Consider the following 25292-nt stretch of genomic DNA (forward strand, 5'->3'; position numbering starts at 1 on the left):
CCTATTTGCCAACAGCAGTAAATGCAGCCCAATGAAAGGGAGAGTTGAATGGTTGCTCTCCAGTAATATTATTAATTTGACGACGTATCTTTCCTTTCTTAGTGTTATCTAACGCCAATTTTTTTACCCATTCCTGCAATTCTTCTTTAGTAGCATCCCGCAACCAACGCTGGGCTTGATTCATAGCAAGTGGTATTGACATATCTATAGCATCTTTTAAAATTTGAATGAATTTAATCATTAAAAAGGATGTTGATAAATCGTTTACCGTCCATAAACTACTTACAACACTGCTACTACCTGCATAGAGAAAGCCACTAGGTAAGCCGATATATTCATCACTGGTATTATTGAAGTCAATTAAACCTGTTTCGCAAGCAGAGAGAACCACGAGACGAGTTTGACTAAAGTCGAAGGTTCGTTCAAATAAATTACCCAATGTCAAACATTTACTTAAATCTACAGCTTCCGTATCGGAAACTTTGAGATATTTTTCTGGGTTAGCTTCATCAGGAATAGGGGAAACAAAGGCATCTGCTAATAATAAAAAAGAATTTTGGGGAGAATTTAAGTTAAAAGAGCCGTGACAAGAGAAGTGGAGATAATTTGATTCTTTTAATTGTGTTGCTGCTTGGGATAAGGCAGCTTTTGTGGCTTGGTTTTTGGATAATACTTGATGGGAGGGAAAGTAAGATAATATGCTTTCTACTTCCAAATTGGTATAATTCAGGTCTTCTGTGGGATTTTGAATCGCAAATAGAGATTGAAAATCAGGACGTTTGCGCTGTTGTACTTGTTGCAGTAGTTGACAACTGGGTGCATAGCTGACACCACCAGCAAATAAATCCAGAAGACAATATGAATTTTCAGAATTTTGATTTATTGGAATTGCATGAAGGGGTAATAAATGCAGGAATTGATGGGGAATTAGGATGAGTTGATCGCAGTGCTTTGGTATCTGGGTTAGTATTTCATCAATATGCAGAATCGAAGCTAATTCTTTGAGTGCTTTCCCTAAGTTATTTTGCCATTGGTCTTTTTGACCATAGTAATTCTGCAAATATTGATTTACCCAATCATACAAAGCTTGTTGGTCTTCTGGTTGGGATTGCCAAACAGTTACCTCTCCTTTTTTTGTGACAATAAACGCCAGAATTTTATCGTTGAGAAGATACCACTCGATAATGGCTGTATGCTCATCCAAAGAACCTTGGAAGAAGTCGAATTTGAAACCATAACCGACAGGTAAGTAGCGGTTTTGCAATTCATTACGCTGCTGTCGCAATTCTTGAAGATGTTGTGCTAGGACTTTTGGATTTTCAGCTTTACCATTTTGGATTTGATATTGTCCTGTAGCTATTTCATCTCTGTATTTTTCTAACTCCGTGACAACATCTGGGGGGAAGATGGTTTTAGCGTCACGTTCTAGGATTTGTTCAACTAAATTGCGAGTTTTACTATGCTCAACATATTCAATCGCTTTTATTATATTTCCTAATTCCAGGCAAACTTCTACTATGTGGCGATAAAGTTTGTTCCATTCTTCTGCTTGTTTGCGCTTGCTTTCATCGCCAGAAATAATTTCTCCACGTAACGATTCGACTATTGTGATGGCTGAATTCAAGGTTGTATAAGCTTCAGTTAACTGTTGTGCTTCTTGGTAGATAATACCAATATTAGATAAAGTTGATACATGGTTTTGCGGAAAGCTGGTGTGGGTGAATACTTCTAAAGCGCTGGTACAGAATTCGATGGCTTTTTCAAAATTTTCTACTCTATCTCCTATTTTTTGACGGTAAGCTTTCCCCAAATTATTTTGTATCATTGCCCATTGTTCTGGAAATTCAGTGCGACTAAATACTTCTAATGCAGCAGAAAAGATAGTGATAGCATTTTCAATATTTTCATTTCTATATACCTGAACTCTATCAAGCTGAACTCTATCAAGGTAAGCATTACCCAAATTATTTTGCGTTATTGCCCATTGTTCTGGAAATTCAAAGCGAGTATATATTTCTAAAGCTGCTGTATAAGCAATGATGGCATTTTCGATGTTCTCTTTATCTTTCCCTTGTCGTTCAAGGTAAGCATTTCCTAAGTTATTTTGCACCATTGCCCATTCTGACGGTAATGTTGAGCGGGTTATAACTTCCAATGCTGCGGTATAAGCTTTAACGGCAAATTCAACATTTTCAACCCTATTTCCTTTTACTCTGTAAAAATAAGCATTCCCTAAATTACTTTGCGTTATTGCCCACTGTTGTGGAAATTTAGAGCAGACTATTATTTTTAATGAACTCTTAAAAGATTGGATAGCGTATTCTTGATTTTCTACTTTATCTCCTAGTATTCTCTGACAGTAAGCAATACCCAAATTATTCTGTACCATTGCCCACTGTAAGGGAAATATATTGTAATTAAACACATTAAGGGCTGCTTTATAGCCAGCAATAGCAATTTCTATATTGTTGGGTTTATCTCCCAAAGTGAATTCTTGAATTAATTTACTTAAATCAACAATATCTGATGCAATACCCTTGCCTTTATCTAATTGTACTTGTCTCAGTTTATTTTCTGCCCAATCTCTGAATACTGTTGCAGAAATACTATTGAGTTTTTTTATATTTGCTCTAAGTATTGGGTAAACTACTTGCACCTTATTTATACTATCTGCTGTTACTTTCAGTGCTTGCTCTAAGAAATCTAACCATTCTTTTTTTGTGGCAGTCGATGATAATTTACTATAAACCCCAAGTTGCTGTCCTGCTATATTCATCAAACCATTAGCTTGGTCTAATTCGCCCTGCCTTAGTAGATTCCTTGCGATTTCCAGCATCTTTTGTACTAGACCAGCATCAATTAAATCTTGGTTTGCAGCCAAAATTTTTTGTACTTCATCGTCACTATGACAATTCAACAGGTTTTGAATAAGGTTGAAATAGGCTTGTTGACGCTGTTCGTTCATGGATAAGGGCGTGAGAGTCGCACATATTTTATTATCAAAGAAATTCAACACCAGCGCCCTAGATTCCAGAAACGGATAGATTTTCATCACAGGTGATGTATGTCTGCCAATGAAAGAACCTCGTGGATAAGTATTTTTTACTTGTGAACAGACAATATAGTGATTTTGCGATCGCTTGATTTCCAAAAGATGCGATCGCGTTTTGCTAAGAAGCTTTTGAGTAAATAATCAAGCAATACCCCCCGATATAAATTGTCATCTAATCGAGGGGGAAGTTCCGGTGTAATATTGAATTTTAAATTGTTACACTGCTCTGTGTTCGTCGCAGTTTTTGATGTAACGACGTAAAACAGAGTTGATTAAGGTTTTATATTCTCCGCTTTGAGCTTGAAACCACTCTAGTATATCTGGCTCAATCTGTACCAATTGCTGTGCTTGAGGTGCGGGAACTCGGAGAGTAGCTTTCTGAAAAAAATCTTCTGTCAATGGTGGAATATCAGAGTAGTCAATTTCTTCATCGTTCATTGACTCCAATGCTGTCCAGTTAGTACGAGAGGTATTTCTCAAGTTTTTGTCGCTCATACCGATTTGCCCTTCGTGCTGAAATGATCCGAATCACATTATTTTTGCGTTCTGTCCAAACTACAACGGCTACACCGTTGCCGAGAAAACCTATACCGAACCAACGGTCTTCTCCGTAATCAAAACAATCATCTAACTCAATTTCGGGATACTCATTTGTTATTTCGGGGTACGCATTTGTTATTTCGGGATACTCATTTGCTATTTCGGGGTACTCATTTGTTATTTCGGGGTACTCATTTGTTATTTCGGGGTACGCATTTGTTATTTCGGGATACTCATTTGTTATTTCGGGATACTCATTTGTTATTTCGGGGTACTCATTTGTTATTTCGGGGTACGCAATTGCTATTTTGGCGATCGCATTTATTGATTTTGTGATTGCTGTTGCTGATTGTACTTATTCTCAAACAATAAATTGATATTAAAAATGAGTAAAAACACAGGCAAACTCGTAATTATTTCGTTGAACTTTTAATGAAATAAATCCACAAAACTACCCATCTCAGGCAAAAGGATACTCCACTATGTTGAAAAAGGAATTATTAAAAAAGGATGTGCTATGTCTTTAAAAACTCGTGGTTCTGCTGCTATTGAAAAAGCCCAACTTCGTCTCGCCTTGCTTAAATCTATTGATGAAAATCTAGATTTAGGACATGGGTTAACCATTGAAGCTTACAACCACCTAATCAACACTACCCGTGCTGTGCTAGAAGCTAATAATACGCTGGTTTCCAATCTGGAAGAATCGCGTAAAACAGTAACCCAGATGGATAAAGCTCTCTCCGAAATGTCTGAACGAATGCTAAGTGGAGTTGCAACTGTCTACGGCAAAAACAGTATGGAGTATTCCAAGGCTGGCGGCTCCAATCGAAAACGAAGTAAACACTCTAGTTCAAAAGTTACTCCACTTGTAGCGGTTCTTACTACTCAACCTACTCAAGCTGCAATTGCAAATGCCTCAACTAACGGTAATGGCACAACTCCTCTGCTGCAATAATCCACCTGGCTTGAAAATGGGAGTAGGAGTGTTAAATCACAGAATTCAATTCTATAGCTTGCTTCCCTGAAAGGGTATTCTGGCTCACTTCGACTACGCTCAGTGACCTCCTGACTCCTGAATTATGTTTTGATAATTTTTCACCAATACATATAGAAGCAAATTACTAGGTTTGATGACAATAATTTGTCACTACGACATTAATCTATCACCGACGAGGAATAATTAGTCACTCTACACTTGATTTATGTCAAACTTGACTATTGAGCAATACTTTTATCAAAGCCGATGATGGGATTTGAACCCACGGCCTGCTGATTACGAATCAGCTGCTCTACCACTGAGCCACATCGGCGTTCACAATCTAAGAGTATAACATGATTTAGTCATGATAAACCAAAATTCCAAAAATCGTCTTAACCCTAAACAATATGCCAGCCTTAAAGCAGAAATAGCCGCTCCTTATCGTGGCTTACGACAATTTATCTATATTGCTTTCGGTGCTTCTGGCTCCATTGGCGCATTTATCTTTTTTTTCCAAGTGCTTGCCGGGCGCAATGTTGAGAGCGCTTTGCCTAGTTTAGCTCTCCAAGTAGCGATCGTTGCCCTAATGGTCTTCCTCTGGCGCTGGGAACAGCGGCGGCAACCAAGCCCCCAGTCGGGTAAAAATCCTAATTCCTGAAGCGAGAAATTTAGCTGTTAATTTTTTACTGCTTTCCTTTTGCATATCTTTATATTCTTCAAATTTATTAATGGTGTTATGAAGATTAAAATATCAACAGAGAAAAAATAAAAAAAATATTAGGAAATTCCAAAAAGTAAAAATTTCTGAGAAACTAGAAATCGTTGAAACGGGGTCAGCCAATATAAAGACCCTGACCATAAACCCAATAACATTCAAATGGGGTCGTCTATATTTAAAGACCCCAAGTTTTATGTTTAAAAAACCCTAAAATAAAAAATTCACATTAATTGAAAGCGCCTGACTAACTAATTAGTAAGGCGCTTTCAATTTGCTAACTAGGCATTTACTGAACTGTTACCAAATAGGATGAAGGAATTGGTTGAGCACGTCCAGCATTGACGAGTGCCTGGTAAACAAAGGCAGCAACTTCGGCTCTAGTCGCCTGACGATTAGGATTAAGTTGCTTGGCTGTGGGATAGTTAATTACTAGTTGCCGTGCAGTTGCCGCAGCAACAGGAGCGATCGCATAACTAGGAATCTGGGCAGCATCGGTGTAAAAGGAAAGGACATTCTGATTACTCGCAGTTAAGCCCAAACCATTAGCCAAAGCTACTAACGCCTGCACTCTCGGAATTTGCTGCTGTGGTTTAAAAGTGCCATCAGGATAACCAGAAACAAATTGACTTTGGTAAGCAGATTGAATTGCAGCATAAGCCCAGAAATTGCTTGCTACATCCTTAAATTGAATACCTGCGCGTTTCACTGGTGGTGTTAAGGCTTTAGTGACAATAGTGGCAAATTGAGCGCGGGTTACAGGTTCATTGGGTTTAAAGGTGCCATCAGGAAAGCCAGCAATAATATTTTGGGAGGCTAAAGCTTCGATGTAAGTTTTTGCCCAGTAATTTGCTGGCACATCCTTAAAGGCAACAGGCCCTCCAGGTGGATCAACACTTGCCGCAACAAAATCTACTGAGCCAAAAATCTTTTTCTGATCGATATCGTTGCCAACAGCAAGAATTGTACTGGTTTTGGTGGCGTTGTTCACATCATAACGAGTGTTATTGCGAATAAGATTGCCACCAGGATTTTCGTTGGTGCCAAGATCGGGTAGAGCGCTGACAGTTGCAACTAAGCCATCTCGCTTATTGTTCTGAATGACATTCTTACGCAATACAGGCTTTGCTGACTCTGAGATAAAAAGACCGTCTTGATTTTCGACAATTTGATTTTCCACAACTAGGGGTGTGGAAGTGCCACCGATCGCTAGACCAAAACCAGTATCCTGAAATAAGTTACTCCGAATTTCTCCTTGAGCAGCTCTAGCAATTGAAATTCCATTGCCTTTGTTTTGCACAAAGAGGTTACCTTCGATTTTGGGATTGCCTGTACCTGTGACAAAAACACCCTCTCTAACACTGTTAGTAAAAGTACTGTTTTTGATAATGGGATTAGTTGACTCCACCCACACCGCTGTACCCCGGCTATTTGGGTTGGTGACGCTGACACCAGCGATCGTGGCATCTTGCTCGGCAAGGATGGTAATGTCCTGTCTGGCAAAGGTGCGACTAGTGTAGAAACCTCCACCTGTAATTAATATTGCCTGACCTTTAGTAGCTTCATCACCCCGCAGCGTCACGCCTGGTTTAAGCAACAGTGGGAAGGTTTCGCCACTTTCTTGGTTATAGTTCCCAGGTGCTAGTTGAATAACTGCACCTGGTTGAGCTTGACTCAGAGCGAAACTGATGCTCCTGTAGGGTGCTGCTGAGGTTGCGCCAGCACCAGCACTATCTGCACCAGTTGCGGGATTAACGTAAATCACTGCGGCTGTTGCAGGAGCTTGCGCTGTGAGAGTTGGAGCAATACCTTCTTGAGTAGCACCAGCATTAACTTCACCAGGTAGTAGTATTGACCCGCCGGAAACAACTAGCAAAGCCGTTAGTCCAGCTCCTACGCGCAAAGTATATCTGAGATGACTGCTAGAAAGAAGGCGAAAATTTTTCGCTAGAGAAATGTGAAAACCCCGGTATTTCATTTTTTCCGTCTGTGATGTGCTGAATTATGGTGTGTCGAACAAGATTGAAGGTAGCAGCCTTGTAGCTGCTGTAAAATCTATGCAAAACTATACTGGATGATTAGCGCTGATTCAGCTAAATTCCTTAGATAGATCACAGAACTTATACATTAGTTATATTCTTTTATTCAGAAAATTCTACTAGTACACTGTAGCCGAAGTTTGCCTACCCTTAACAATTTGCTTGAGCAAATTATTAAGGGTAGACCCCAAACCTTGTTAATTGAACTTGAGTTCGATGAACCTCTGCCTCCCAGTCTGCCTCTGGGAAACGGAAAGGGAGGAGCAAGAAAAATTCCGCTTTTTGCTCCCCTCTGGGCGTCGGAGAGGGGCTGGGGGAGAGGTCAAATAAGACTTGTCGAACTCACGTTAATTGAGATGATAGATAGATTTTCGCCAAGCTCTACAGAGGCTTTCGGGATGAAGTGATGTTCTATCAACAAGTCTCTTGTTGCCTTGTCTAAGCGCTCATCCTGCCTTGGCTGATTTATTTCTTGTATTTCCTAAAGTTAGATGCTGCAAATAATATTGCTGGAATATCATCACAATAAAAGCAAATCTGTGAGAAATAGGGAGAAATGCACTTTAATTTTTTGGGGCTGCGTCGCATTTTAGTTTTAGTAGGCACTACCTGTCTTCTCTTTTTGTCCACTCCTGCCTTTGCTGCGGAACAAATAGTGCTGAAGTATGGCGTCTTCCGTGAATCACTTTCTGTAGAGGAACTATCCACCTTTGCCCAAACTGGTCAACTCTCACGTTCATTAAGAGTCAATTTAGCTTTGGCGCGACAAGATCCCAAAGCTACTCGTCAGTATTTAACGGAGCCAGTGAAGATAAACCCTGTTTTTCTAGATAGAGTGCTAAATAGTCAGATTGGTAATATTTTTTTGGATAAAATTAGTCAAGTTATTTATACACCGTCTCGGAGAGCAGACCGACAGGCTTTACGAGCCGCATTGGTACTTTCTGCGAGTCAAGACGGGCAAGTGTCGCTGATTGAAATTATTAAGAATTATCCCACAAATGAAGTTGAAGTTGATGGCAATCGCTTGGAGAGTGCATACCGTCAACTCCGTCGCTTGCAAACAAGCCTACAAGATTTACTTAATTTTTAGTATGCTAAAGTTTCTAAAGTTTCCCTTAAATACCGCTGTACCTGCTGTTCCAAGCGAATTCCTTGTAATTGAGCATCGCGTTCTAGTTGCCAGCGTTGAAAACCGGAACTAGTGGAGATCGCGCATTTGAGGCTATACCAAATTTCAGTATCAGCAGAAAATTGGCGATCGCTAGAAGCTGGAATTTGAGCCATAGTTTCTCATTCCTTTATTTTAACTTCAACGGTAACTGGGTATTGGGAATAGGGCATGGGGCATTGATTATTAATTCTTCTCCCCCTGCTCCTCACTTGTAGCCCTTTAAAGTGAAATAATTACTTTTGGGGCTGCTATGAATCTGTATTAATCCTAAACAAGGATTGCAACAATCGGGGGACGATTTGATTAACCCGTACACCTAAAATTGTGAAATCCTGCTTAATCTTTTCTAAAGATAATGGCTCTATGCCAGCGAATTCTGTGTCATTAGTCACTAAAACTCGCATTACACTCACAGGTATTTGTAAAAATAGATTGCTGCCTAAAAAAGCTAATCCCGCAAGCAGTAGTGCTAGGCTGCGCCATTGTGGGAGAAATTTCGCTGAATTTGCTACTAATGGGGCAATTTGGTAAAGATGCCACAGCACCCAAACCGACAATACTGCTGCCACTAATGCCAAGATACGATTTAACTTTGTATTAATTAAACAGAGAATTTTTCGCTGCCGCTCAGTCAGATTTTCTGGCTTTAGGGCTATTCCTAAAAGAGCAAATATATAAAAAGGTCGACGCAACTGCATCCATAGCAAAGGGAGAATACCAATGGCGGCAACTAAAAATAGCTCCATCCAGACTGGTAAAAACGGCTCACCTACAGACAAGAACAATAAGCAGAGTAATAAAAAAATAGGCAACGTCGCCAATCCAGCGACATGAATCCACAAAATAGGTTCAGAGCGAAATGAATGCATATTATAAAAAGTTGTGAGTTAAGAGTTAGGAGTTAGGAATTAGCAGCCTTTAACTCCTAACTCCTAATTTATCACTCCTAACTTCTAACCATTTTACCCTTAACACTATCTCGTTAAGGTGAGAGTGCGGCGCTTCGTAACCATCTGATAGGATTCGATGATGTCACCTTCAACCCAATCATTGAATTTATCCATGCCGACACCGCATTCATAACCGGCGTTGACCTCACGGGCATCTTCTTTCATCCGTTTTAGGGAGTCAAGGACGCCTTCAAAGATCACCTTACCGTTGCGTCGCACCCTGACTTTGCAGTTGCGAACTAGTTTGCCAGATTGAACGTAGCAACCGGCAACAGCACCGCGACCGACTGGGAAGACGGCCCGGACTTCGGTTTGACCCAAGGGTTCTTCCACCAACTCTGGTTCCAAAAGACCTTCCAAGGCATCTTGGATATCTTCTAGGAGTTTGTAGATGACGTTGTATTCCCGGACATCTACACCTGCTTCATCGGCGGCTTGTCTGGCGCCACTAGCGAAGGTGGTGTTGAAGCCAATAATTACAGCGTTACTGGCAGCTGCTAAGTCGATATCTGTCTCGGTGATTTCCCCAGCAGTAGCCAACAGCATCCGAATTTGGACTTCGTTTTGCGGGATTTGCTTGAGCGCTCCCACAATGGCTTCCACTGAACCTTGTACGTCTCCCTTCAAGATTAAGTTGAGTTCTTTCAACTCGCCTTCTTGTGCTTGAGCTGAGAGAGTTGTTAAGGTAACACGACCCTGTAACAGGCGGGATAGGCGTTGTCTGTCTGCGCGATCGCTAGCGAGTGCTCTGGCTTCTTTTTCGTTCTGGAAGACCTCGAACTCGTCGCCTGCTGCTGGCACATCACTTAAACCTAGTACCTCGACAGCAAAGGAAGGAGAAGCAATGTCTACTCTCTTGCCTCTGTCATCCACCATTGCCCTCACTTTACCGAAAGCCGAGCCAGCTACCAAGATATCTCCCACATGCAGGGTGCCATTCTGAATTAGCAGGGTAGCAACTGCTCCCTTGGCTTTGTCCAGATGTGCTTCAATAACAGTTCCTTTGGCGGTACGGTCTGGGTTGGCAGATAGTTCTCCAACCTCTGCTACCAGCAGAATCATCTCTAAGAGCGTATCCAGGTTTTCACCCCTGATGGCACTCACGGGAACCATAATCGTCTCACCACCCCAGTCTTCTGAGGTCAGACCATACTGGGTCAGTTCTTGTTTAACGCGTTCTGGCTGTGCCCCTTCTTTATCAATTTTGTTGATTGCAACAACAATTGGCACTCCCGCAGCTTGGGCGTGGCTAATAGCTTCAATAGTTTGCGGACGCACACCATCATCAGCAGCCACGACCAATACGGCAATGTCTGTTACCCGCGCTCCTCGGGCCCGCATAGCTGTAAATGCTTCGTGACCAGGAGTATCTAGGAAGACTATCTGCTGCGGTTTACCCTCATGTTCCACATCCACATGGTATGCACCAATGTGTTGAGTGATACCACCAGCTTCGCCAGCAGCCACTTTTGTTTTGCGGATTGAGTCGAGCAGGGTTGTTTTACCGTGGTCTACGTGACCCATAATTGTCACGACAGGCGGACGGCGGTGGAGATATTCTAGGTCTTCTGCGCCGACCATTTCTGTAATTTTCCGAGCTTCTGCTTCTCGCTCGGCGGTTTCGACTTCTATTTCTAGTTCTTTTCCTACCAGGGTAATTGTGGGAATATCCAGATTTTGGGTGATACTCACCGCCATGCCTTTGAGGAACAGGATTTTGACAATCTCTGTATCAGGGACAGCTAAAACGTCAGACAGTTCTTGCACAGTCAACGGCCCTGTGATCGTCACTTTTTCGGGGCGATCGCGCTTGGTTTCAGCTTCTTGGCGACGGTTTTGATGATGGTCGCGGCCAGAACCAGACTTGGAACCAGATTTAGAACCAGGCTTTCTCGCTCTTGCAGTTGGGGCGCTAGCAAGGGTTGCACCTGGCATCTGTACAGGTCGAGTCGCTTTAGGTTTGGGAGGACGAGCGATGGAAAGGCTAACTTGGACTGTGGCTGGTGAATCTATATCGTCATCATCTAGCAAATCTTCTTCAAACTCATCATCAAGTATGGGTTTGATCCGCTTGCCTTTGACGCCGGCTTTAGCCTTCTCTTTAACTTCGTCAATTATTTCCTCTTCTACCCACTTTTTGCCGCCTTTGGTCGGGCGAGGCGGACTTGGGCGTTTCAAATCGAGGAGATCAGGTGTGACTGGTTCATCACCAGAACCTTGAGATTTACCCGCTATTCCTGACATCTGTCTGGGTGGAGTAGCGATGGGCATTGCGGCTGCTACACCTTCACCTGGGCGGGCTGGTCTGGGTCGTTGCCCTTCTCCCAATTGTGATGGTGCAGATGGTCTATTGCCCCTCTGCTCTGGTCTGGTGGGTGAAGGAGTAGGACGACTTGTTCTTTGTGGTGCACCTGGTGGAGACTGGTCAGTTGGTAGTTTAGCAACTCTCGGCTTAATTTGCTCGCGATCGCCGCCTTCCACTGGTCGCAGCCGTTGGTCGCGCTTAAGGATTGGTTTATCTGCCTGAGAGACTGGCTCATCTGCTACCTGGGCTTCTTCTGCCGCAGGTCTGGCTGGAGGAGCAACTAGTTGTGGTTTGATCGGTTTTTCTGATTTCGGTCTGGGTGGAACTATTTTTTCCGGTTTTTGGGATGCTATTTTTTCCGGTGCCTGATTTGGATTAGGCGTTTGTTCCAAGTCAGCGATCGTGGGTTGCTCTTGAGTCTCAGATTGAGTCCGGGGTACAGGTCGAGTTGGTACCGTCGGCTTCATGGGTGAGACCGGTGTAGCGAAAGGCCGTGGAGGAGAGGGAGGATTAGCTTCAGACAAGGCAGCTTGGGTATTGGTAGCAAGTGACGCCTCTGGGGCGTTGGAAGTAGTATTTCTCAATATTTTGGGTTTGCGTATTTCCAAAATTTGCTGTTTGTGGGGTGCAGCAGGTCGGTTACGTCCGCCGTTGGGTGGTGAATTTGGCTTATGGCTGGTTGTACCTAGTTCCTTTTTGGCTGACACATTCGTAGCTGCAAGCTTTTCTGCTGCCGCCCGGATGTTTTCTGCCTCGGATTCTGAAATCGTGCTGCTATGGCTTTTGACCGAGATGCTGAGCTGCTCGCAAATTGCTAATAGCTCTTTGTTATCCAAATTCAATTCCTTTGATAATTCATAGATTCTAACTTTGCCGTTGTTCATCCACTCTTCCCCTTTAATTTACAGTTTTAGCGGATGGCTGCCTGGTTTGCGACATCTCCATCCTTGGATTACTGTTTTTAGGTTGCCGTTCAGTTTTTGCCGGTGCCTCCAATCAGGAAAGAGAGATGTTTCGGTTTAATAGTGGCATCCCCACCAGGAATGATGGTTGAGGGATACCCATAAAAATTTCTTAAATAAAAGATTTTTATAGGAACCCTTGACGCCGAACTGCGCCTGAGCGTTACCAGGTTGCCATTTTGTAGTTTCTTGTTTTGTTGATTCTGAGTCTTCCACAACACAATCGATTACATCTTGTTCTGGGAATCTTGCCTCGCCCCTCTTGTTATTAGAGAAGCGAATGCCTTTTACACCCATTTACTATTTTGGCACTAACCTTGACGATCAACAGAGAGTGTGATGAAAGCGCGATTTGGGCTTTCGACACAATTCCTCTGGAGATTAGGTCACAAAGTTGTTCCAATTAAATTTGGTTTTGGTTTTGGGTATTACTGCGGGCTAGACGTTGCGACAAGCTTTGGTACAGTGTTTCTGGCACTGATGCATGTAGCGATCGCCCTAGTCGATTTTTTTTTTGAGCTGCTTGTAGGCAACTTGTTTCTGGACAAATGTAGGCAGAACGCCCCATGCCCTGATCTAATTGTACCTTTCCCGATGGAAAGACGCGGACAATCCGCCAAAACTCATCTTTTGAGCCTACTTTGCGGCAACTAATACAGCGCCGATAATTTGGTTTCATCGGTTTTTGATGATCTCAGTCCAGGATTTGGGATGTAAAAAGAAGTTTATTATTACTATTTTTTACTTATACCAAGTAGCTTTTGAGAAAATAATCCTTGAGCCTGAGACTACAATCTACAGTATCAAAACTTTACAAAATTAATCAATTATTCGTCATCGTTATTGTCAAAACTATCCTCCTCTTCTAATTCGTCCTGATTTTCATCCTCTAATTCTTCTTCATAGTCGAGATCATCTTCCTCTGCATCTTCTTCTGATTGATATTTTGTTCTGACGGCTGCAAATTTGGCATCTTCTCCTGCGAAGTCATACTTAGCTTTGTCTTTGATGTCTATTTTCCAACCAGTCAGGCGGGCTGCTAAACGGACGTTTTGCCCTTCTTTCCCTATGGCCAAACTCAATTGATCTTCAGCGACTAGTACGTGAGTTTGTCGGGATTCAGGGTCCATTAAGCGTACTTCATCTACCCGTGCTGGACTTAAGGCATTGGCGATATATGTTGCTGGATCTGGTGACCAGCGAATTACATCTATTTTTTCACCGCGTAATTCGTTGACTACCACTTGAATTCGTGATCCCCTGGCTCCAATACAAGCACCAACCGGGTCTACGTCGCGATCAAGAGTATCTACTGCTATTTTAGTCCGGGGGCCGACATAACGAGAGGGGGGGTTTGCCTCCCTAGCTACGGCAACAATCCGTACCACTTCATCTTCGATTTCTGGGACTTCGTTGGCAAAAAGATAAACCACCAAACCAGCATCCGCACGAGACACAAGCAACTGTGGCCCTCGTTGCTGACCTTGGGAAACTTTTTTGAGATATACCTTGAAGGTGGCATTTGCCCGATAATTATCGTTGGGCAACTGTTCCCGCTTCGGTAATTCTGCTTCTACTTCTGGCTGACCAAACCCACTACTAACTGCCAGAACCACGGATTGCCGTTCAAACCGTAGGACTCTTGCTTGCAGGACAGTTCCTTCTAAATCTTGGAACTCTTCTTGCACCATCTGGCGCTGTTGATCCCGTAATTTTTGCGCCAATACCTGCTTAGTTTGCATCGCCGCCATCCGACCAAATTCTCCTTGGTCGGGGGTAACATCCAGCACCACAGAGTCCCCTAACTGCGCTTCGGGAGCGACTTGTTGAACTTCGTCTAGAGAAATCTGGTGGTCTGTGTTATCTACTTCTTCAACAATGGTTTTGGTGGAAAGAACGCGAAATCCTTCTCCTTCAATATCGAGTTCTACTTCAAAATTTTCAAAATAATCTTCGTCAAACTGTTTGCGCTCTAAATTTTGGGCGCGACGATAACGTTCATAGCCTTTGAGTAGTGCTTCTCTAATAGCTGATTGAACTGCAAGCCGGGGTAAATTCCGCTCGCGACTTATACTTTCAATTAATTCTTTTAATCCAGGTAAAGTAACCATTGACATAAGCAATCTCCTTTAAAAATTAGGGAGTGGGGAGTAGGGAGTGGGGAGTAGGGAGTGGGGACTGGGGATGGAAAACTGCACATTAGAGCCAGGGATTAGAGAATAGCTTTACACGAATCTCTAACCTCTAGCTCTTAGCCTCTAACCTCTAGCCCTTAGTTCCTAATCTCTAGCCTTGAGCTAAGGTGCTCTAGTCTATAACTCCTGAGCCATAACCCTTTGTTTATCGGCGCTCGTCTAGCTGCACCTTAGTAATTAGGGAGCGGGGAATTTCGACTACACGACCTTTTTGGTTTAAGTAAAGTGCTGTCTCATCCCGGCGAATCAACTGACCAATCCACTCTTGTTGTCCGTCGTAGGGTGGCGAAGTGGAGATGATGACAGGAAATCCTTTAAAGGAAATGAACTCCCTGTCTGTTACCAGTTGTCGCGAAATACCAGGACTAGACACTTCCAAGACGTATTTATCTGGAACGATTTCCGCAGCATCTAAGGAGGCTTCTAAAGCACGGCTCATCCTCTCACAATCGTTCAACCCGGTTTCTTGCTGAGGATTGCGAATGTCTATCCGCAACACTGGTGGACTTTGGTTGGTGTGAAAAACCACGCCAACCACTTCCAATCCCAGTTCTTCTGCCACTGGTGTCGCTAAATCAATAATTTGTGGAACTAAAGGATGAGCCATGAGAGAATTCAATAAAAAAAGTGGGCTTCGACCCACTTCCTGCGATAGGTATATCTTCCAAGAAGTCTTGTGACGAACCAATCATGATTCGCCTAAATCGAGTTTAGCGCATTTATGGGATAGTCGGGCATTGGGCATTGGGCATAGAAGATTATGAAAAAGGGTAAGGGGGAAGGGGGAAAGGGTTTGTTTCTTTATCCTTTTCCCTTTAACCTTGTCCCTTTGTCCTCTCATCTCCCTCATCTCCCTCATCTCACCCTCTACCCTTCCCGTATTTTGGGGAAAGTAGTGCCTTTATCAACTACTGCTGGAACTGATACTTGTGTTCTTAGCTGCCTGGTTTGCTCGATAATTTGGTCTATGTCTTCTTGGGACAAACGCTGGACGTAGTTGATTTTTATTTCTTCTAAGAAGTCAAAAAGTAAACTCTGAATTTCTGAAAGTACGTGTTTTTCCTTCATTTGAGATCCCAAAGCGTCGCTGAAGCTTTGTACAAGTTGACTGGTGAGTTTTGCACCAACTGGGTCTTCAACTGCGCTAACTAAAGTTTTATAAAGATTAGTTGTGATTTGAGTCGCCATTTGTTCGCTTAATTGGGTTTGGGCCTGTCCCACGCCAGGAAGGTTCTGGAGATTTCGGTAGACGGGGACTTGATGGAAGACGGTTTCGATGTTGTGGCGCAAAATGGCAACGATCGCAGGTTGAATTTCGGGTAGCACTTGGTAAACAATTGTTTTTACCAAAAGACCTGCGATCGCTTCTACTTCATTTACATTATTAATATCTATGTAGGGACGTAAATTTTCTTGTTGTGAGAGCCAACTTGTTAGCTCGCCCCGCTGAATTGAACCCTGAACCTGATTAATTACCCTTACCACTACAACTTCTGTGAGTTCTTCGGCAAAGTTGGCGACAATTCCTTGATGAATTTGTTTTCGCACTGGATGGAGATCCAATAATTGCGCTTGATCCAGGCGGACTAATACAGGTAAGATTCTCAACCATCGCCAAAATGGCAGTAGTAAAAATAGGTCGTACCAACGCCACAATAGTGCTTCAAACCAGTTTAAACCAGGATGTTGGCGTCTGATTAAGAAGGTACGCCCCAGCAATTCTACGCCAAATAAAATCACAAAGGGTAAGTCAAGAATCCAGAAGTTATCAACAAAATCGCCATTTTCACCGATTTGGCGGTAGTAGTTAGTAGCAATTAAAGGGCTGATTCTATCGTTGAAAAAATTAATTTCTTGAACCCAGCCATTTTGTGATAGGTAAGGCTGACTCCAAAAAGTGGCGAAGGATTGTTTTGCAGATTCGTTACCGATGCGATCGCGCATCCGATTTTTGATTTTTTCCAGAGTACCACTCTTATTCACTCCCGCAAACGGGTTAGTGTCAATCATCTCGTTGCTAAGACGCCTTATTTCTTCTAGCTTGCTCTTTACCTCAGATGACTCTAAACCTGTTTGGCTGACTTGTTCTTCTAATGCCTTGACTGTTTCTAAATAATTTTTCGTGTCTCGATAGGGTTCAATACCCTTTACTGGATCATAAATCTGAATAATTTGGGGAATTTTTCGCAAGTAGAAATCCCGCCAAGGTACGTAACTTAAATCAAACAAAACTAAACCTAAATTTACGGTGGCAGCAATTGCCATAAATCTTTCAAACCAAATATTTCGCTGCTTAGAATATTTTATATTTTTCATTTTTTGTAATGTATTATACGTTTCTTGTTTGTTGGAAACATAAGCTCTTTCATTTATGAATTTTCGGCTCTTTCCAATCAATTACGGTAATTTGCAGTTGATTAGACCCCAGTAGGGGCGAATATCTTTGCACCTCCTACTGTAATTTACTGTTCAAAGGGTGTATTCGATTCAAATGATAACTGCTGTATTTCTGCTAATCAAAGATACTTCTTTGGATGGATGACACAAACTTTTTTTTGTAATTCTAGTTAAAATTGACAAAAATAAATCAAAAATTGTTCAAAAATCATTAAATAATCGCAAAAAAAGTTATTAAACAAACTTAAAATGCAGCTGTTAACATTTATAATCCTGCTGATTTAATCCAAAGGAGTTTTAAATATGTGGTGTGGGTTTGGAAAATCAAGCGCAACCTTTGCTGTTACTTGCCTGATAACTGCTAGTTTAGTTGTAGACACAGGTTTCGCAGCCCCTCAACGTAGCTATACGCCCCAGCAATTCCGTTCTGTATTGCGCGGATTAGGCTATAACGTCAAGGTCACAAATACTGCTTTGACGGATGAGGAAACTAAAAAGGCAATTCGTGAATTTCAGACAGGTTATAAGCTAAAGCCTGTTGATGGGATAGCAGGGCCAAAAACCCAAGATTTTGCTGCCAACATCGTTCAAATTCTGCAATCAAATTTGAATGCAGTGTTGAAGCCAAATCCTCCCTTACCGCGCGATCATTTTTATGGTCCCCAAATGGAAGCAGCGGTGAAGGAATACCAGAAGAAAAATCAGTTGCAAGAAACCGGAATTGCTAATTTAGCGCTCCGGCAAAAGCTCGATCAAGAAGCAAAGACACTTTTGGGTCAGCCGACAGCTAAACCAACAGCTAAACCGACAGCTAAACCAACAGCTAAACCGACAGCTACGCCAACAGCTACACCGACAGCTACGCCAACAGCTACACCAACAGCTACGCCAACAGCTACACCGACAGCTACGCCAACAGCTACACCGACAGCTACGCCAACATCTACACCGACAGCTACACCGACAGCTACACCAACATCTACACCGACAGCTACACCAACAGCTACACCAACAGCTACACCTTAGTCATCAGAAAAAATTCCTACCTCAAAGACTCAAGTCATCTGATTTGGTTCTTCTAAGGGTCTGCCTTTGGGTGTAGGTAGAATTGAACGGCGGTCATTGTAAGGCATAGGAATGTACTGCACGCTGGGTCGTCCTCCTTGTGACTGTGGGTAAAGATCCATGAGATTATAAATGGAATGGGGCAGTCCGACGGTTACGGGCAGCCCCATTTCTGTTGCTTCTTCAATAGTGATGGGATAGTCGTGGGTAACGCGCCCAGTTGTTAAGGCTTCGATAATCGGTTCGATATTTTCTGGCAGAACTTTTTGTTTGGGTATACTGTCTTTCAGCAGAGTTCGTACAAACCGCTGTACTTGTTGTATTGCTTTGCGTGAGAGGTCGGCCATAATTAGAGTTTGGTCATCAATCTCACTGATGGGTTTATCTTCAATTACTTTCAGGATGCTTGCTGCTGGGTAATTACCCAATTGGGGATCAACTGGCCCTAAGACAGCGTTAGCATCCATAATAATTTCATCAGAGGCGAGGGCAAGCATAGTACCGCCACTCATGGCGTAGTGGGGTACAAAGACTGTGACTTTTGCTTGGTGGCGAATTAATGCTCTGGCGATTTGTTCTGTAGCCAAAACTAAGCCACCAGGAGTGTGCAAAATTAAGTCAATCGGCACATCTGCGGGTGTGAGGCGAATTGCTCGCAATATTTGTTCTGAGTCTTCGATAGTAATGTAGCGAGATATGGGAATTCCCAGGAAACTAATGGACTCTTGGCGGTGAATCAGCAAAATCACCCGACTTTCGCGTTCCTGCTGGAATTCTTGCAAAGCACGCAAGCGCCGATATTCTATTTGACGTTTTTGCCAAAGGGGTTGCAAAGAAGTCAGAAGCAGGAAAATCCAGAATAAATCACCAATACCAAAACCCATATAATATTAATTTATTGTTCAAGAATCACGGTTGCCGTCATTATTGTCGCAAATTTGGTGCGATCGCAGTTCTATCTGTAGATTTAAAAGTATCGAACTACACTCAGCACAGAGATATGTAAATTCAAAATTATGTTAGCGAGTCCGCGTACCCCTACAGGGAAGCAATCTACGCGCAACCTCTCGTAGAGAACATCATTACGAATTATTGACTACCCTCTTCGCCAAATCTTGATAGTGTCATCATCACCACCACTAACTAGGGTTTGTCCATCAGGACTGAAGGCAACACATCTAACATAGTTGGAATGCCCTGTAAGTGTGCTGATTTCTCTGCCACTGTGTACGTGCCACAGTTTGATAGTGTTGTCCCAACTGCCACTAGCGAGAAATTGCCCATCCTGGCTAAAGGCAACTGACCAAACTGAATCAGAATGACCAATGAGAGTACGAATTTCTCTGCCACTGTGTACGTGCCACAGTTTAATCGTATTGTCGCCACTGCCACTAGCAATAATTTCTCCGTCCTTGCTAAAAGCAATACAGTTGACGAAGAAGGAATGACCTAATAATGTGCAAATGTTTCTGCCTGTGTATACTTGCCACAGTTTGATAGTGTAATCATTACTGCCACTAGCCACCAGCTGTCTATCCTTGCTATTAGTTGCAGGCGTTTTCGGAGAGTAGGCAACTGACGAAATTGAGTCGGAATGACCTCTGAAAGTTTGGGTTTCTATACCTGTGTGTACCTGCCACAGTTTGATTGTACAATCAGCACTACCGCTAGCCAGAAACTTACCATCTGGACTAAAGGCAACGGAATTCACCCAATTAGCATGACCAATGAGAGTACGAATTTCTTTGCCTGTGTTGACATCCCACAATTTGATGGTGTTATCCCAACTACCGCTAGCTAAAATTCTGCGATTCAGGTCTACAACTCCCGCAGATTTACCGGAATCACCTTGATAAGAAAGGTTTGAAGAGATTGGGCTAAAGGCGACGGAATTAACCATATTGGAATGACTAGAAGACCAACGACCTAGTTGACGCACTAACTTGCCAGTGCCTACTTGCCAAAGTTTGATGGTGTTGTCATTACTGCCACTAGCAATAAATTGCCCATCTGGGCTAATGGCGATCGCATGAACCATACTAGAATGACCTTTGAGGGTCTGTATACATTGCCAGTTCTGCTGATCTAATACAACAAGTGGTAAAACAGGTGGAGGTAGTTTAAGTCTAGGCGTTATCACTAAGGTAGATGATGTTGCTGTTACATCTTCCCCTCTATCAGGGCCTAATAAATCCAACCACTCCTGCACAGACTGGGGACGATAGGTTGACTCCAAATCCATGCCGCACATAATAGCCTGATTTACCCTGTTGCTGATGTTGGGATTAAAATATTGTGGTGGTTCTAAATTGATATTGTGACGTCTATCATCTGCACTTGTTGGTACAACTGCGGTAAGTAAATTATACAAAGTAGCGGCTAGGGCATAGATGTCAATGTATTCTCCTCGTGGCGCTTCTGATTCATACTGTTCAGGTGGGGCAAAACCAGGGGTACGATACACAGTATGCCTTTGGATCATATTAGGAATAAATTCTCTAGCGATGCCAAAATCTATCAGCACTGCTTCTGATTTATCAATGCGGATCATTATGTTGCGTGGTTTGAGATCCCGATGCAACAGTCCTTTAGAATGGATTAGGGTCAAAGCGTCGCCAATTTGCCGGATGTACAACAGCGCTTCTACTTCTGATAGCATCCCTATCCGTTTCAAGCGCTGTCCTAAGTCTTCGCCTTCAATGTAATCCATCACCATGCAGGGCAAATTTCCCTCATCAAAGATGGTTTCTATCTGTACTATATGAGGATGGTGACACACAGCCAGCCGAACTGCTTCATCACGAAAGTCTTGCCGTAACTTGTTTCGGTGAAGTATCCAGGCGGGGTGATTCAGGATTTCTTCTTTGAGGGTTTTAATCACTCGCTGTTGATTCCGTTGATTTCTGGCAAGATAAGTAATGCCAATTCCACCTTCACCTAGTTGGCTTTCGATAATGTAGCGTCCCCCGAATAAAGACTTTCCTGCATTCCACACCATTAGTAATATTTGACAATTGCTGGTATTTATTTTGGCACGGTATCAGAACAGCCAACACGAATTTTTAGGAATTCCATTTGAATTGCTGTTGTAGCTTTTTGGAGCTTAGTTACTTAGAGAACATTTTCATTAACCTCAATAATTACTAATAGTATAAAGTTGGATATACCCTAATAGTTTTAGCTAAACTATGCCTTTACACCAAAATATGAAAGTTAATTGCTCATGCTAGAGTAAACGGTAACTTTAGCCATATTTGTTCATAATAATTTGACTTGTAGGTAATCTAAAATTATGCTAAAGAATCTGAATCTGAAACAAAAGTTTACAATTCTGCTACTGATAATTTTGACATTCGGTCTGAGCTTGAGTGGATTTGCTCTGTCTTCTCTACTTAGGGAGAATGCTAAACAAGATATTAGCTCAACAGGTGTCATGCTCATGGAAACCATGAGTTCTGTTCGTAAATACACTAGTACTCAAGTGAATCCAGAGCTAGCCGATAAATTGGCTACTGAGTTTTTGCCGCAAAGTGTGCCTGCATACTCAGCACGGGAAGTATTTGATATTTTACGGAAAACGACAGACTACCGTGAGTTCTCTTACAAAGAAGCAACTCTCAATCCCACTAATCTTCGAGATAAGGCTGACGGTTTTGAGACGGAAATTGTAGAAAGGTTCAGAAATAAATCAGACCTTAAAGAAGTGAGTGGATTTCGTTCAATTCCTGCTGGGGATATCTTTTATATTGCTCGTCCCTTACCAGTTTCTGAAGGTAGCTGTCTGAAGTGTCATAGTATACCCGAAGTTGCACCTCAAAGTATGATTAATCTCTATGGCACAGCTAATGGATTTGGGTGGAAGCTTAATGAGATTGTTGGCGCTCAGATTATATCAGTACCTGCAAATAATGTCATTAACAAAGCCAATCAGTCTTCTTTACTAATTATCCTAATTGTATCAACTATATTTATAGTGACTATCTTATTAGTCAACTTATTCTTGAATCGACAAGTTGTTATGCCTCTCAAACGCATGACTCGCATAGCGGAAGAAGTTAGTACTGGACATATGGAAGTTGAATTCGAGCAGATGTCTAATGATGAAATCGGTAATTTAGCTAAAGCCTTTAAACGGATGCAGTTAAGTTTAGAAATGGCAATGAAAAGAATCAAACGCACTCAGGGAAGTACAGGGGACTAAACAATCCAAAATTAAATATTATCCCCTTGAAATCTTTATGAGAATAATCTTTTTCTGAATTCAATAGCTGCTTGAAAGTCAGGAATTTGCCTAGCTATAAGTTCAATAAACTGTTCAGGCGAGATATAAGGATTTTCATCTAATATTTCTTCTATAATCACATTTGCCATTGGGCCGATGTGGTAGGCTAACCCCTGGTGACAACTTTTGATAAATGCTGGTTGGAGGGAAGGTTGTTGTTGTTCAATTCGCCCAGTTTGTGGACTAGTAGGTGAACTAAGTGAACTAAAAATTGTTTCTCCAGGTTGGTTGTATGACTGCGATATTGCCGACATAGCCTGAAATTCCGGATTAAATACCGTGGCAGGTAAATCATCAAACATAATTGCAGGAGACATTGCCACTTGTGGTTCTCCAATACGCTGTAAATCTGTGATAACTTCCTTGGCTGTTTGGTATCGCTTGTTAGGCCTATCTGCCAACATCTGATCGAGTACTTGAGCAAAACTATCAGTGACGTAGGTATAATAACGCCAGTTCCACTCAAGTGAATATTGATCCATTAGTAAAGATGGATCTCTACCTGTGAGTAGCACAATAGCTGTTACACCCAAAGCGTAGAGGTCACTAGAGGGGGAACATAAACCCAAGCTAATCTGTTCGCGGGGAGCGTATCCCACTTTACCGACGAGGGACATTTTACCAACAAAGGTTACCTGGTGGTTAGAACTTCTCCCCTCGTTCACGTCAGCAATTTGTTTACCAACACCAAAATCAATCAGTACTGGCAGATCCTTGCCAGTGGGTAACATAATGTTATCAGGAGAAATATCTCGATGGATAATGTTGTGCTGGTGGACATATTCCAAAACAGGCAGCAGATTTTTTAGCCACTGGATAACTTCGTCTTCAGAGAAATTTCTTCCTTGACGTTGAAGTTCTCCTAATAATCTCGAATATGTTTTACCATCAACATACTCTTGTACTAGGAATAGCCGACCGTCTCCTTCAAAGCAAGCCAAAAACTTGGGAATTTGAGGATGTTGCAATTGATGAAGAATTTTTGCCTCTCTTTTAAATAAGTTGCGATATTGTTCCAGTCCACTCTCCCCTGTGCCAATGGGTGCAAACTCTTTGAGAACACAAGGTTCATCAAATCTACGAGTGTCAAAAGCTAAGTAAGTTCGTCCTAATCCTCCCTGTCCTAGAAGTTTTTGGATAATATAGCGGTTATCGATTAGAGTTCCAGCAGCTATTTCTGGCCTTGTGATATGGAACTGTGACATCTCATCGCACTCCTAGCGATTTTATTGTTGATAAATTATTTAGTTTGCTGAAAGTCAGAAACTCTAGCAGATAAAGGCTGATAACATCCTTCAAATTGAGGTTAGCACCACTATCAAAACAAGGAAATACACTTTTCTACAATCTTTCGATGGTCTTGTGTGACCAAATAGACAATTTTTACCTGAGTAGTTTAATCATGCTACTCATACTTAGGTATTTTAGCAGCCGCAACATAGCCAGTGTCTGCGGTAATATCTGCGACTGTTCAGGGCATCGCCTTTTAGATTTGCTGCTGAACCTTATCTATACGCCTAGTAACCCAATTGACATTGAGTTTAGGAATAGTTAAGGATATAGCGCAACATCATGGTTTTTCAGAAAAACTGAGGTTGCTATAGACTTCCTGAAAAAAATATTATACGTATTTCAAGTGCTAAATATGCGATCGCTCTCAAAAATTAATCTTTCTGAGAGCCAATCTCATTATGAGATAGCTGTTTCAGAATCGGCTATTAAGGTTTTCAGTACAGGTGATTTCTCAAAAGCAGAAAAATATGCTGTGTATCATAAAAGACTACTGAAGCTACAGTAATTCATCAGGATTCACACCTAACTGACGCAAACGTTCTGCTAATTGTTCTACTTTTCGTTTAGCTTGAGCAGTTTCTTGTTTGGCTTCTGTAGCTTCTTTTTCTGCAATGATCGCTCGTTCCGTTGCAGCAGCGGCTTCTTCTGTGGGTACGGGAATTAATTCTCCCGCCAAAGTGAACCACCTTAACCACAACCTTTCAATATCTCGAAATGAACCCTGCCATAAGCCTAAACTTAAATCTATCTCTGGCATTAGTAGGTATCCATCAGTCAAGTTCATCGGTTCATAGTGACCACCAACTAACTGGAAAGCCCGAAGTTCATTAGTATAGCGACTAAAAACAACATAGTAGGGAATCCGCAAAATTCGTTCATAAACTTCCCATTTACTAGGAGGTTTATCTGCTGCACTTTCTCTTCTTGTGCCTAAATCTTCATCTTCCGTACCTGAAGATAATAACTCAACAACCACGAAGGGATTTGCTGGTTCTTGCCAAGTTACATAACTTAACCGTAAATCCTCCCCTTTGTATAATTTTCCTACACCTACCACACCAAACCAATCTGGGCGTTTATACCACAAAGGATGCTGGAGATCATAGTAGAGATTAAGATCAGCCGCACTATAAACTAGTTCTGGATTCCAGTTAATTGGCTGAAAAGTTAAATATAAAATTAAGGGTTGTAAAAAGTGAAAATCGTCTGGCAAACCGGGTTCCTCTGGGTTGTCACTTGGTAAATCATACATTGTTGGTAGAGTTTCCCAAGGAGGAAGCGGCGGATCAGATTGGGGAATATAGTGGGGAGAAGAAGTCATAGTCAAATTGTGAACATTTTGAG

The 25292-nt window shown here is 42.2% G+C and carries 22 protein-coding genes and 1 tRNA gene; 6 read left to right on the forward strand and 17 right to left on the reverse strand.

The genetic code is table 11. The features are described from left to right. Position 1 precedes the first annotated feature (1 nt). From HUN01_RS21080 to HUN01_RS36395, 3 genes are all read right to left on the reverse strand, one after another. Positions 2 to 3052, reverse strand: coding sequence for a CHAT domain-containing protein (locus tag HUN01_RS21080; RefSeq protein WP_238845518.1), 3051 nt, complete (start codon positions 3050 to 3052; stop codon positions 2 to 4). Positions 3053 to 3268: 216 nt separating this feature from the next. Continuing rightward, positions 3269 to 3547, reverse strand: coding sequence for a BrnA antitoxin family protein (locus HUN01_RS21085; RefSeq protein ID WP_181927838.1), 279 nt, complete (start codon positions 3545 to 3547; stop codon positions 3269 to 3271). Beyond that, complete coding sequence (locus HUN01_RS36395; protein ID WP_420832815.1) at positions 3510 to 3836, reverse strand: BrnT family toxin; 327 nt, start codon at positions 3834 to 3836, stop codon at positions 3510 to 3512. The genes HUN01_RS21085 and HUN01_RS36395 overlap by 38 nt, the downstream gene beginning before the upstream one ends. On the opposite strand from HUN01_RS36395, the gene HUN01_RS36645 reads away from it, so the two are divergent. Both HUN01_RS36645 and HUN01_RS21095 read left to right on the forward strand, forming a co-directional pair. Beyond that, the gene (locus HUN01_RS36645) at positions 3730 to 3969 is read left to right on the forward strand and encodes a hypothetical protein (RefSeq protein WP_420832816.1); all 240 of its coding nucleotides are present in this window, start codon (positions 3730 to 3732) and stop codon (positions 3967 to 3969) included. The genes HUN01_RS36395 and HUN01_RS36645 overlap by 107 nt on opposite strands. A gap of 140 nt (positions 3970 to 4109) precedes the next feature. Continuing rightward, the gene (locus HUN01_RS21095; protein WP_181927839.1) at positions 4110 to 4547 is read left to right on the forward strand and encodes a hypothetical protein; all 438 of its coding nucleotides are present in this window, start codon (positions 4110 to 4112) and stop codon (positions 4545 to 4547) included. Positions 4548 to 4830: 283 nt separating this feature from the next. Here HUN01_RS21095 and HUN01_RS21100 read toward each other — a convergent pair. Then, positions 4831 to 4902, reverse strand: a tRNA-Thr gene (locus tag HUN01_RS21100). 33 nt (positions 4903 to 4935) lie between these two features. On the opposite strand from HUN01_RS21100, the gene HUN01_RS21105 reads away from it, so the two are divergent. Further along, entirely contained in the window at positions 4936 to 5229 is a 294-nt protein-coding gene (locus tag HUN01_RS21105) for a DUF3493 domain-containing protein (protein WP_181927840.1), read from the forward strand. A gap of 346 nt (positions 5230 to 5575) precedes the next feature. On the opposite strand, the gene HUN01_RS21110 is transcribed toward HUN01_RS21105, so the two are convergent. Continuing rightward, positions 5576 to 7264 (reverse strand): DUF1565 domain-containing protein, encoded by a 1689-nt coding sequence (locus tag HUN01_RS21110; RefSeq protein WP_181927841.1) that lies wholly within the window; start codon positions 7262 to 7264, stop codon positions 5576 to 5578. 617 nt (positions 7265 to 7881) lie between these two features. Between HUN01_RS21110 and HUN01_RS21115 the strand changes: the two genes are divergently transcribed. After that, positions 7882 to 8418 carry an alpha/beta hydrolase gene (locus tag HUN01_RS21115; RefSeq protein WP_181927842.1) on the forward strand — a complete coding sequence of 179 codons (537 nt, stop codon included), beginning with the start codon at positions 7882 to 7884 and terminating at the stop codon, positions 8416 to 8418. Here the strand turns inward: HUN01_RS21115 and HUN01_RS21120 are convergent. The 8 genes from HUN01_RS21120 to HUN01_RS21155 all read right to left on the reverse strand — a co-directional run bounded on the left by HUN01_RS21120 (position 8415) and on the right by HUN01_RS21155 (position 17227). After that, complete coding sequence (locus tag HUN01_RS21120) at positions 8415 to 8612, reverse strand: hypothetical protein (protein WP_069073454.1); 198 nt, start codon at positions 8610 to 8612, stop codon at positions 8415 to 8417. The genes HUN01_RS21115 and HUN01_RS21120 overlap by 4 nt on opposite strands. Positions 8613 to 8747: 135 nt before the next feature. Next, entirely contained in the window at positions 8748 to 9368 is a 621-nt protein-coding gene (locus HUN01_RS21125; RefSeq protein WP_181927843.1) for a low-complexity tail membrane protein, read from the reverse strand. Positions 9369 to 9473: 105 nt separating this feature from the next. After that, on the reverse strand, positions 9474 to 12638 hold the full coding sequence (infB, locus tag HUN01_RS21130; RefSeq protein ID WP_181927844.1) for a translation initiation factor IF-2: 3165 nt from the start codon (positions 12636 to 12638) through the stop codon (positions 9474 to 9476). Positions 12639 to 12773: 135 nt separating this feature from the next. Further along, the gene (locus HUN01_RS21135; protein ID WP_181927845.1) at positions 12774 to 13013 is read right to left on the reverse strand and encodes a hypothetical protein; all 240 of its coding nucleotides are present in this window, start codon (positions 13011 to 13013) and stop codon (positions 12774 to 12776) included. A gap of 106 nt (positions 13014 to 13119) precedes the next feature. Then, positions 13120 to 13395, reverse strand: a complete 276-nt coding sequence (locus HUN01_RS21140; protein WP_181927846.1) for a YlxR family protein — start codon at positions 13393 to 13395, stop codon at positions 13120 to 13122. Between the two features lie 148 nt (positions 13396 to 13543). After that, positions 13544 to 14833 (reverse strand): transcription termination factor NusA, encoded by a 1290-nt coding sequence (gene nusA / locus HUN01_RS21145; protein WP_181927847.1) that lies wholly within the window; start codon positions 14831 to 14833, stop codon positions 13544 to 13546. Between the two features lie 223 nt (positions 14834 to 15056). Beyond that, positions 15057 to 15518, reverse strand: a complete 462-nt coding sequence (gene rimP / locus HUN01_RS21150) for a ribosome maturation factor RimP (protein WP_181927848.1) — start codon at positions 15516 to 15518, stop codon at positions 15057 to 15059. Positions 15519 to 15778: 260 nt separating this feature from the next. After that, positions 15779 to 17227 carry a hypothetical protein gene (locus tag HUN01_RS21155; RefSeq protein WP_181927849.1) on the reverse strand — a complete coding sequence of 483 codons (1449 nt, stop codon included), beginning with the start codon at positions 17225 to 17227 and terminating at the stop codon, positions 15779 to 15781. A gap of 384 nt (positions 17228 to 17611) precedes the next feature. Here HUN01_RS21155 and HUN01_RS21160 point away from each other — a divergent pair, with 384 nt between their 5' ends. Beyond that, on the forward strand, positions 17612 to 18334 hold the full coding sequence (locus HUN01_RS21160; RefSeq protein ID WP_181927850.1) for a peptidoglycan-binding domain-containing protein: 723 nt from the start codon (positions 17612 to 17614) through the stop codon (positions 18332 to 18334). A gap of 29 nt (positions 18335 to 18363) precedes the next feature. Here the strand turns inward: HUN01_RS21160 and HUN01_RS21165 are convergent, their stop codons facing one another. Both HUN01_RS21165 and HUN01_RS21170 read right to left on the reverse strand, forming a co-directional pair. Then, positions 18364 to 19257, reverse strand: coding sequence for an SDH family Clp fold serine proteinase (locus HUN01_RS21165; protein ID WP_181927851.1), 894 nt, complete (start codon positions 19255 to 19257; stop codon positions 18364 to 18366). A 212-nt stretch (positions 19258 to 19469) separates the two neighbouring features. Continuing rightward, complete coding sequence (locus HUN01_RS21170) at positions 19470 to 21371, reverse strand: serine/threonine-protein kinase (RefSeq protein WP_181927852.1); 1902 nt, start codon at positions 21369 to 21371, stop codon at positions 19470 to 19472. A gap of 294 nt (positions 21372 to 21665) precedes the next feature. On the opposite strand from HUN01_RS21170, the gene HUN01_RS21175 reads away from it, so the two are divergent. After that, positions 21666 to 22574: a c-type heme family protein gene (locus HUN01_RS21175; protein WP_181927853.1), complete on the forward strand. Its 909-nt coding sequence runs from the start codon at positions 21666 to 21668 to the stop codon at positions 22572 to 22574. 35 nt (positions 22575 to 22609) lie between these two features. On the opposite strand, the gene HUN01_RS21180 is transcribed toward HUN01_RS21175, so the two are convergent. Next, on the reverse strand, positions 22610 to 23860 hold the full coding sequence (locus HUN01_RS21180) for a serine/threonine-protein kinase (protein ID WP_181927854.1): 1251 nt from the start codon (positions 23858 to 23860) through the stop codon (positions 22610 to 22612). Positions 23861 to 24444: 584 nt separating this feature from the next. Beyond that, complete coding sequence (locus HUN01_RS21185; protein WP_181927855.1) at positions 24445 to 25269, reverse strand: Uma2 family endonuclease; 825 nt, start codon at positions 25267 to 25269, stop codon at positions 24445 to 24447. Between the last annotated feature and the right edge of the window lie 23 nt (positions 25270 to 25292).

This window comes from Nostoc edaphicum CCNP1411, assembly GCF_014023275.1.
Taxonomy (GTDB): domain Bacteria; phylum Cyanobacteriota; class Cyanobacteriia; order Cyanobacteriales; family Nostocaceae; genus Nostoc; species Nostoc edaphicum_A.

Excerpts from the sequence above, each read along its gene's own strand:
- HUN01_RS21080 (WP_238845518.1), bottom strand. The coding sequence starts at position 3,052 with ATGAAAATCTATCCGTTTCTGGAATCTAGGGCGCTGGTGTTGAATTTC.
- HUN01_RS21085 (WP_181927838.1), bottom strand. The coding sequence starts at position 3,547 with ATGAGCGACAAAAACTTGAGAAATACCTCTCGTACTAACTGGACAGCA.
- HUN01_RS21095 (WP_181927839.1), top strand. The coding sequence starts at position 4,110 with ATGTCTTTAAAAACTCGTGGTTCTGCTGCTATTGAAAAAGCCCAACTT.
- HUN01_RS21105 (WP_181927840.1), top strand. The coding sequence starts at position 4,936 with ATGATAAACCAAAATTCCAAAAATCGTCTTAACCCTAAACAATATGCC.
- HUN01_RS21110 (WP_181927841.1), bottom strand. The coding sequence starts at position 7,264 with ATGAAATACCGGGGTTTTCACATTTCTCTAGCGAAAAATTTTCGCCTT.
- HUN01_RS21115 (WP_181927842.1), top strand. The coding sequence starts at position 7,882 with ATGCACTTTAATTTTTTGGGGCTGCGTCGCATTTTAGTTTTAGTAGGC.
- HUN01_RS21120 (WP_069073454.1), bottom strand. The coding sequence starts at position 8,612 with ATGGCTCAAATTCCAGCTTCTAGCGATCGCCAATTTTCTGCTGATACT.
- HUN01_RS21125 (WP_181927843.1), bottom strand. The coding sequence starts at position 9,368 with ATGCATTCATTTCGCTCTGAACCTATTTTGTGGATTCATGTCGCTGGA.
- infB (WP_181927844.1), bottom strand. The coding sequence starts at position 12,638 with ATGAACAACGGCAAAGTTAGAATCTATGAATTATCAAAGGAATTGAAT.
- HUN01_RS21135 (WP_181927845.1), bottom strand. The coding sequence starts at position 13,013 with ATGGGTGTAAAAGGCATTCGCTTCTCTAATAACAAGAGGGGCGAGGCA.
- HUN01_RS21140 (WP_181927846.1), bottom strand. The coding sequence starts at position 13,395 with ATGAAACCAAATTATCGGCGCTGTATTAGTTGCCGCAAAGTAGGCTCA.
- nusA (WP_181927847.1), bottom strand. The coding sequence starts at position 14,833 with ATGTCAATGGTTACTTTACCTGGATTAAAAGAATTAATTGAAAGTATA.
- rimP (WP_181927848.1), bottom strand. The coding sequence starts at position 15,518 with ATGGCTCATCCTTTAGTTCCACAAATTATTGATTTAGCGACACCAGTG.
- HUN01_RS21155 (WP_181927849.1), bottom strand. The coding sequence starts at position 17,227 with ATGAAAAATATAAAATATTCTAAGCAGCGAAATATTTGGTTTGAAAGA.
- HUN01_RS21160 (WP_181927850.1), top strand. The coding sequence starts at position 17,612 with ATGTGGTGTGGGTTTGGAAAATCAAGCGCAACCTTTGCTGTTACTTGC.
- HUN01_RS21165 (WP_181927851.1), bottom strand. The coding sequence starts at position 19,257 with ATGGGTTTTGGTATTGGTGATTTATTCTGGATTTTCCTGCTTCTGACT.
- HUN01_RS21170 (WP_181927852.1), bottom strand. The coding sequence starts at position 21,371 with ATGGTGTGGAATGCAGGAAAGTCTTTATTCGGGGGACGCTACATTATC.
- HUN01_RS21175 (WP_181927853.1), top strand. The coding sequence starts at position 21,666 with ATGCTAAAGAATCTGAATCTGAAACAAAAGTTTACAATTCTGCTACTG.
- HUN01_RS21180 (WP_181927854.1), bottom strand. The coding sequence starts at position 23,860 with ATGTCACAGTTCCATATCACAAGGCCAGAAATAGCTGCTGGAACTCTA.
- HUN01_RS21185 (WP_181927855.1), bottom strand. The coding sequence starts at position 25,269 with ATGACTTCTTCTCCCCACTATATTCCCCAATCTGATCCGCCGCTTCCT.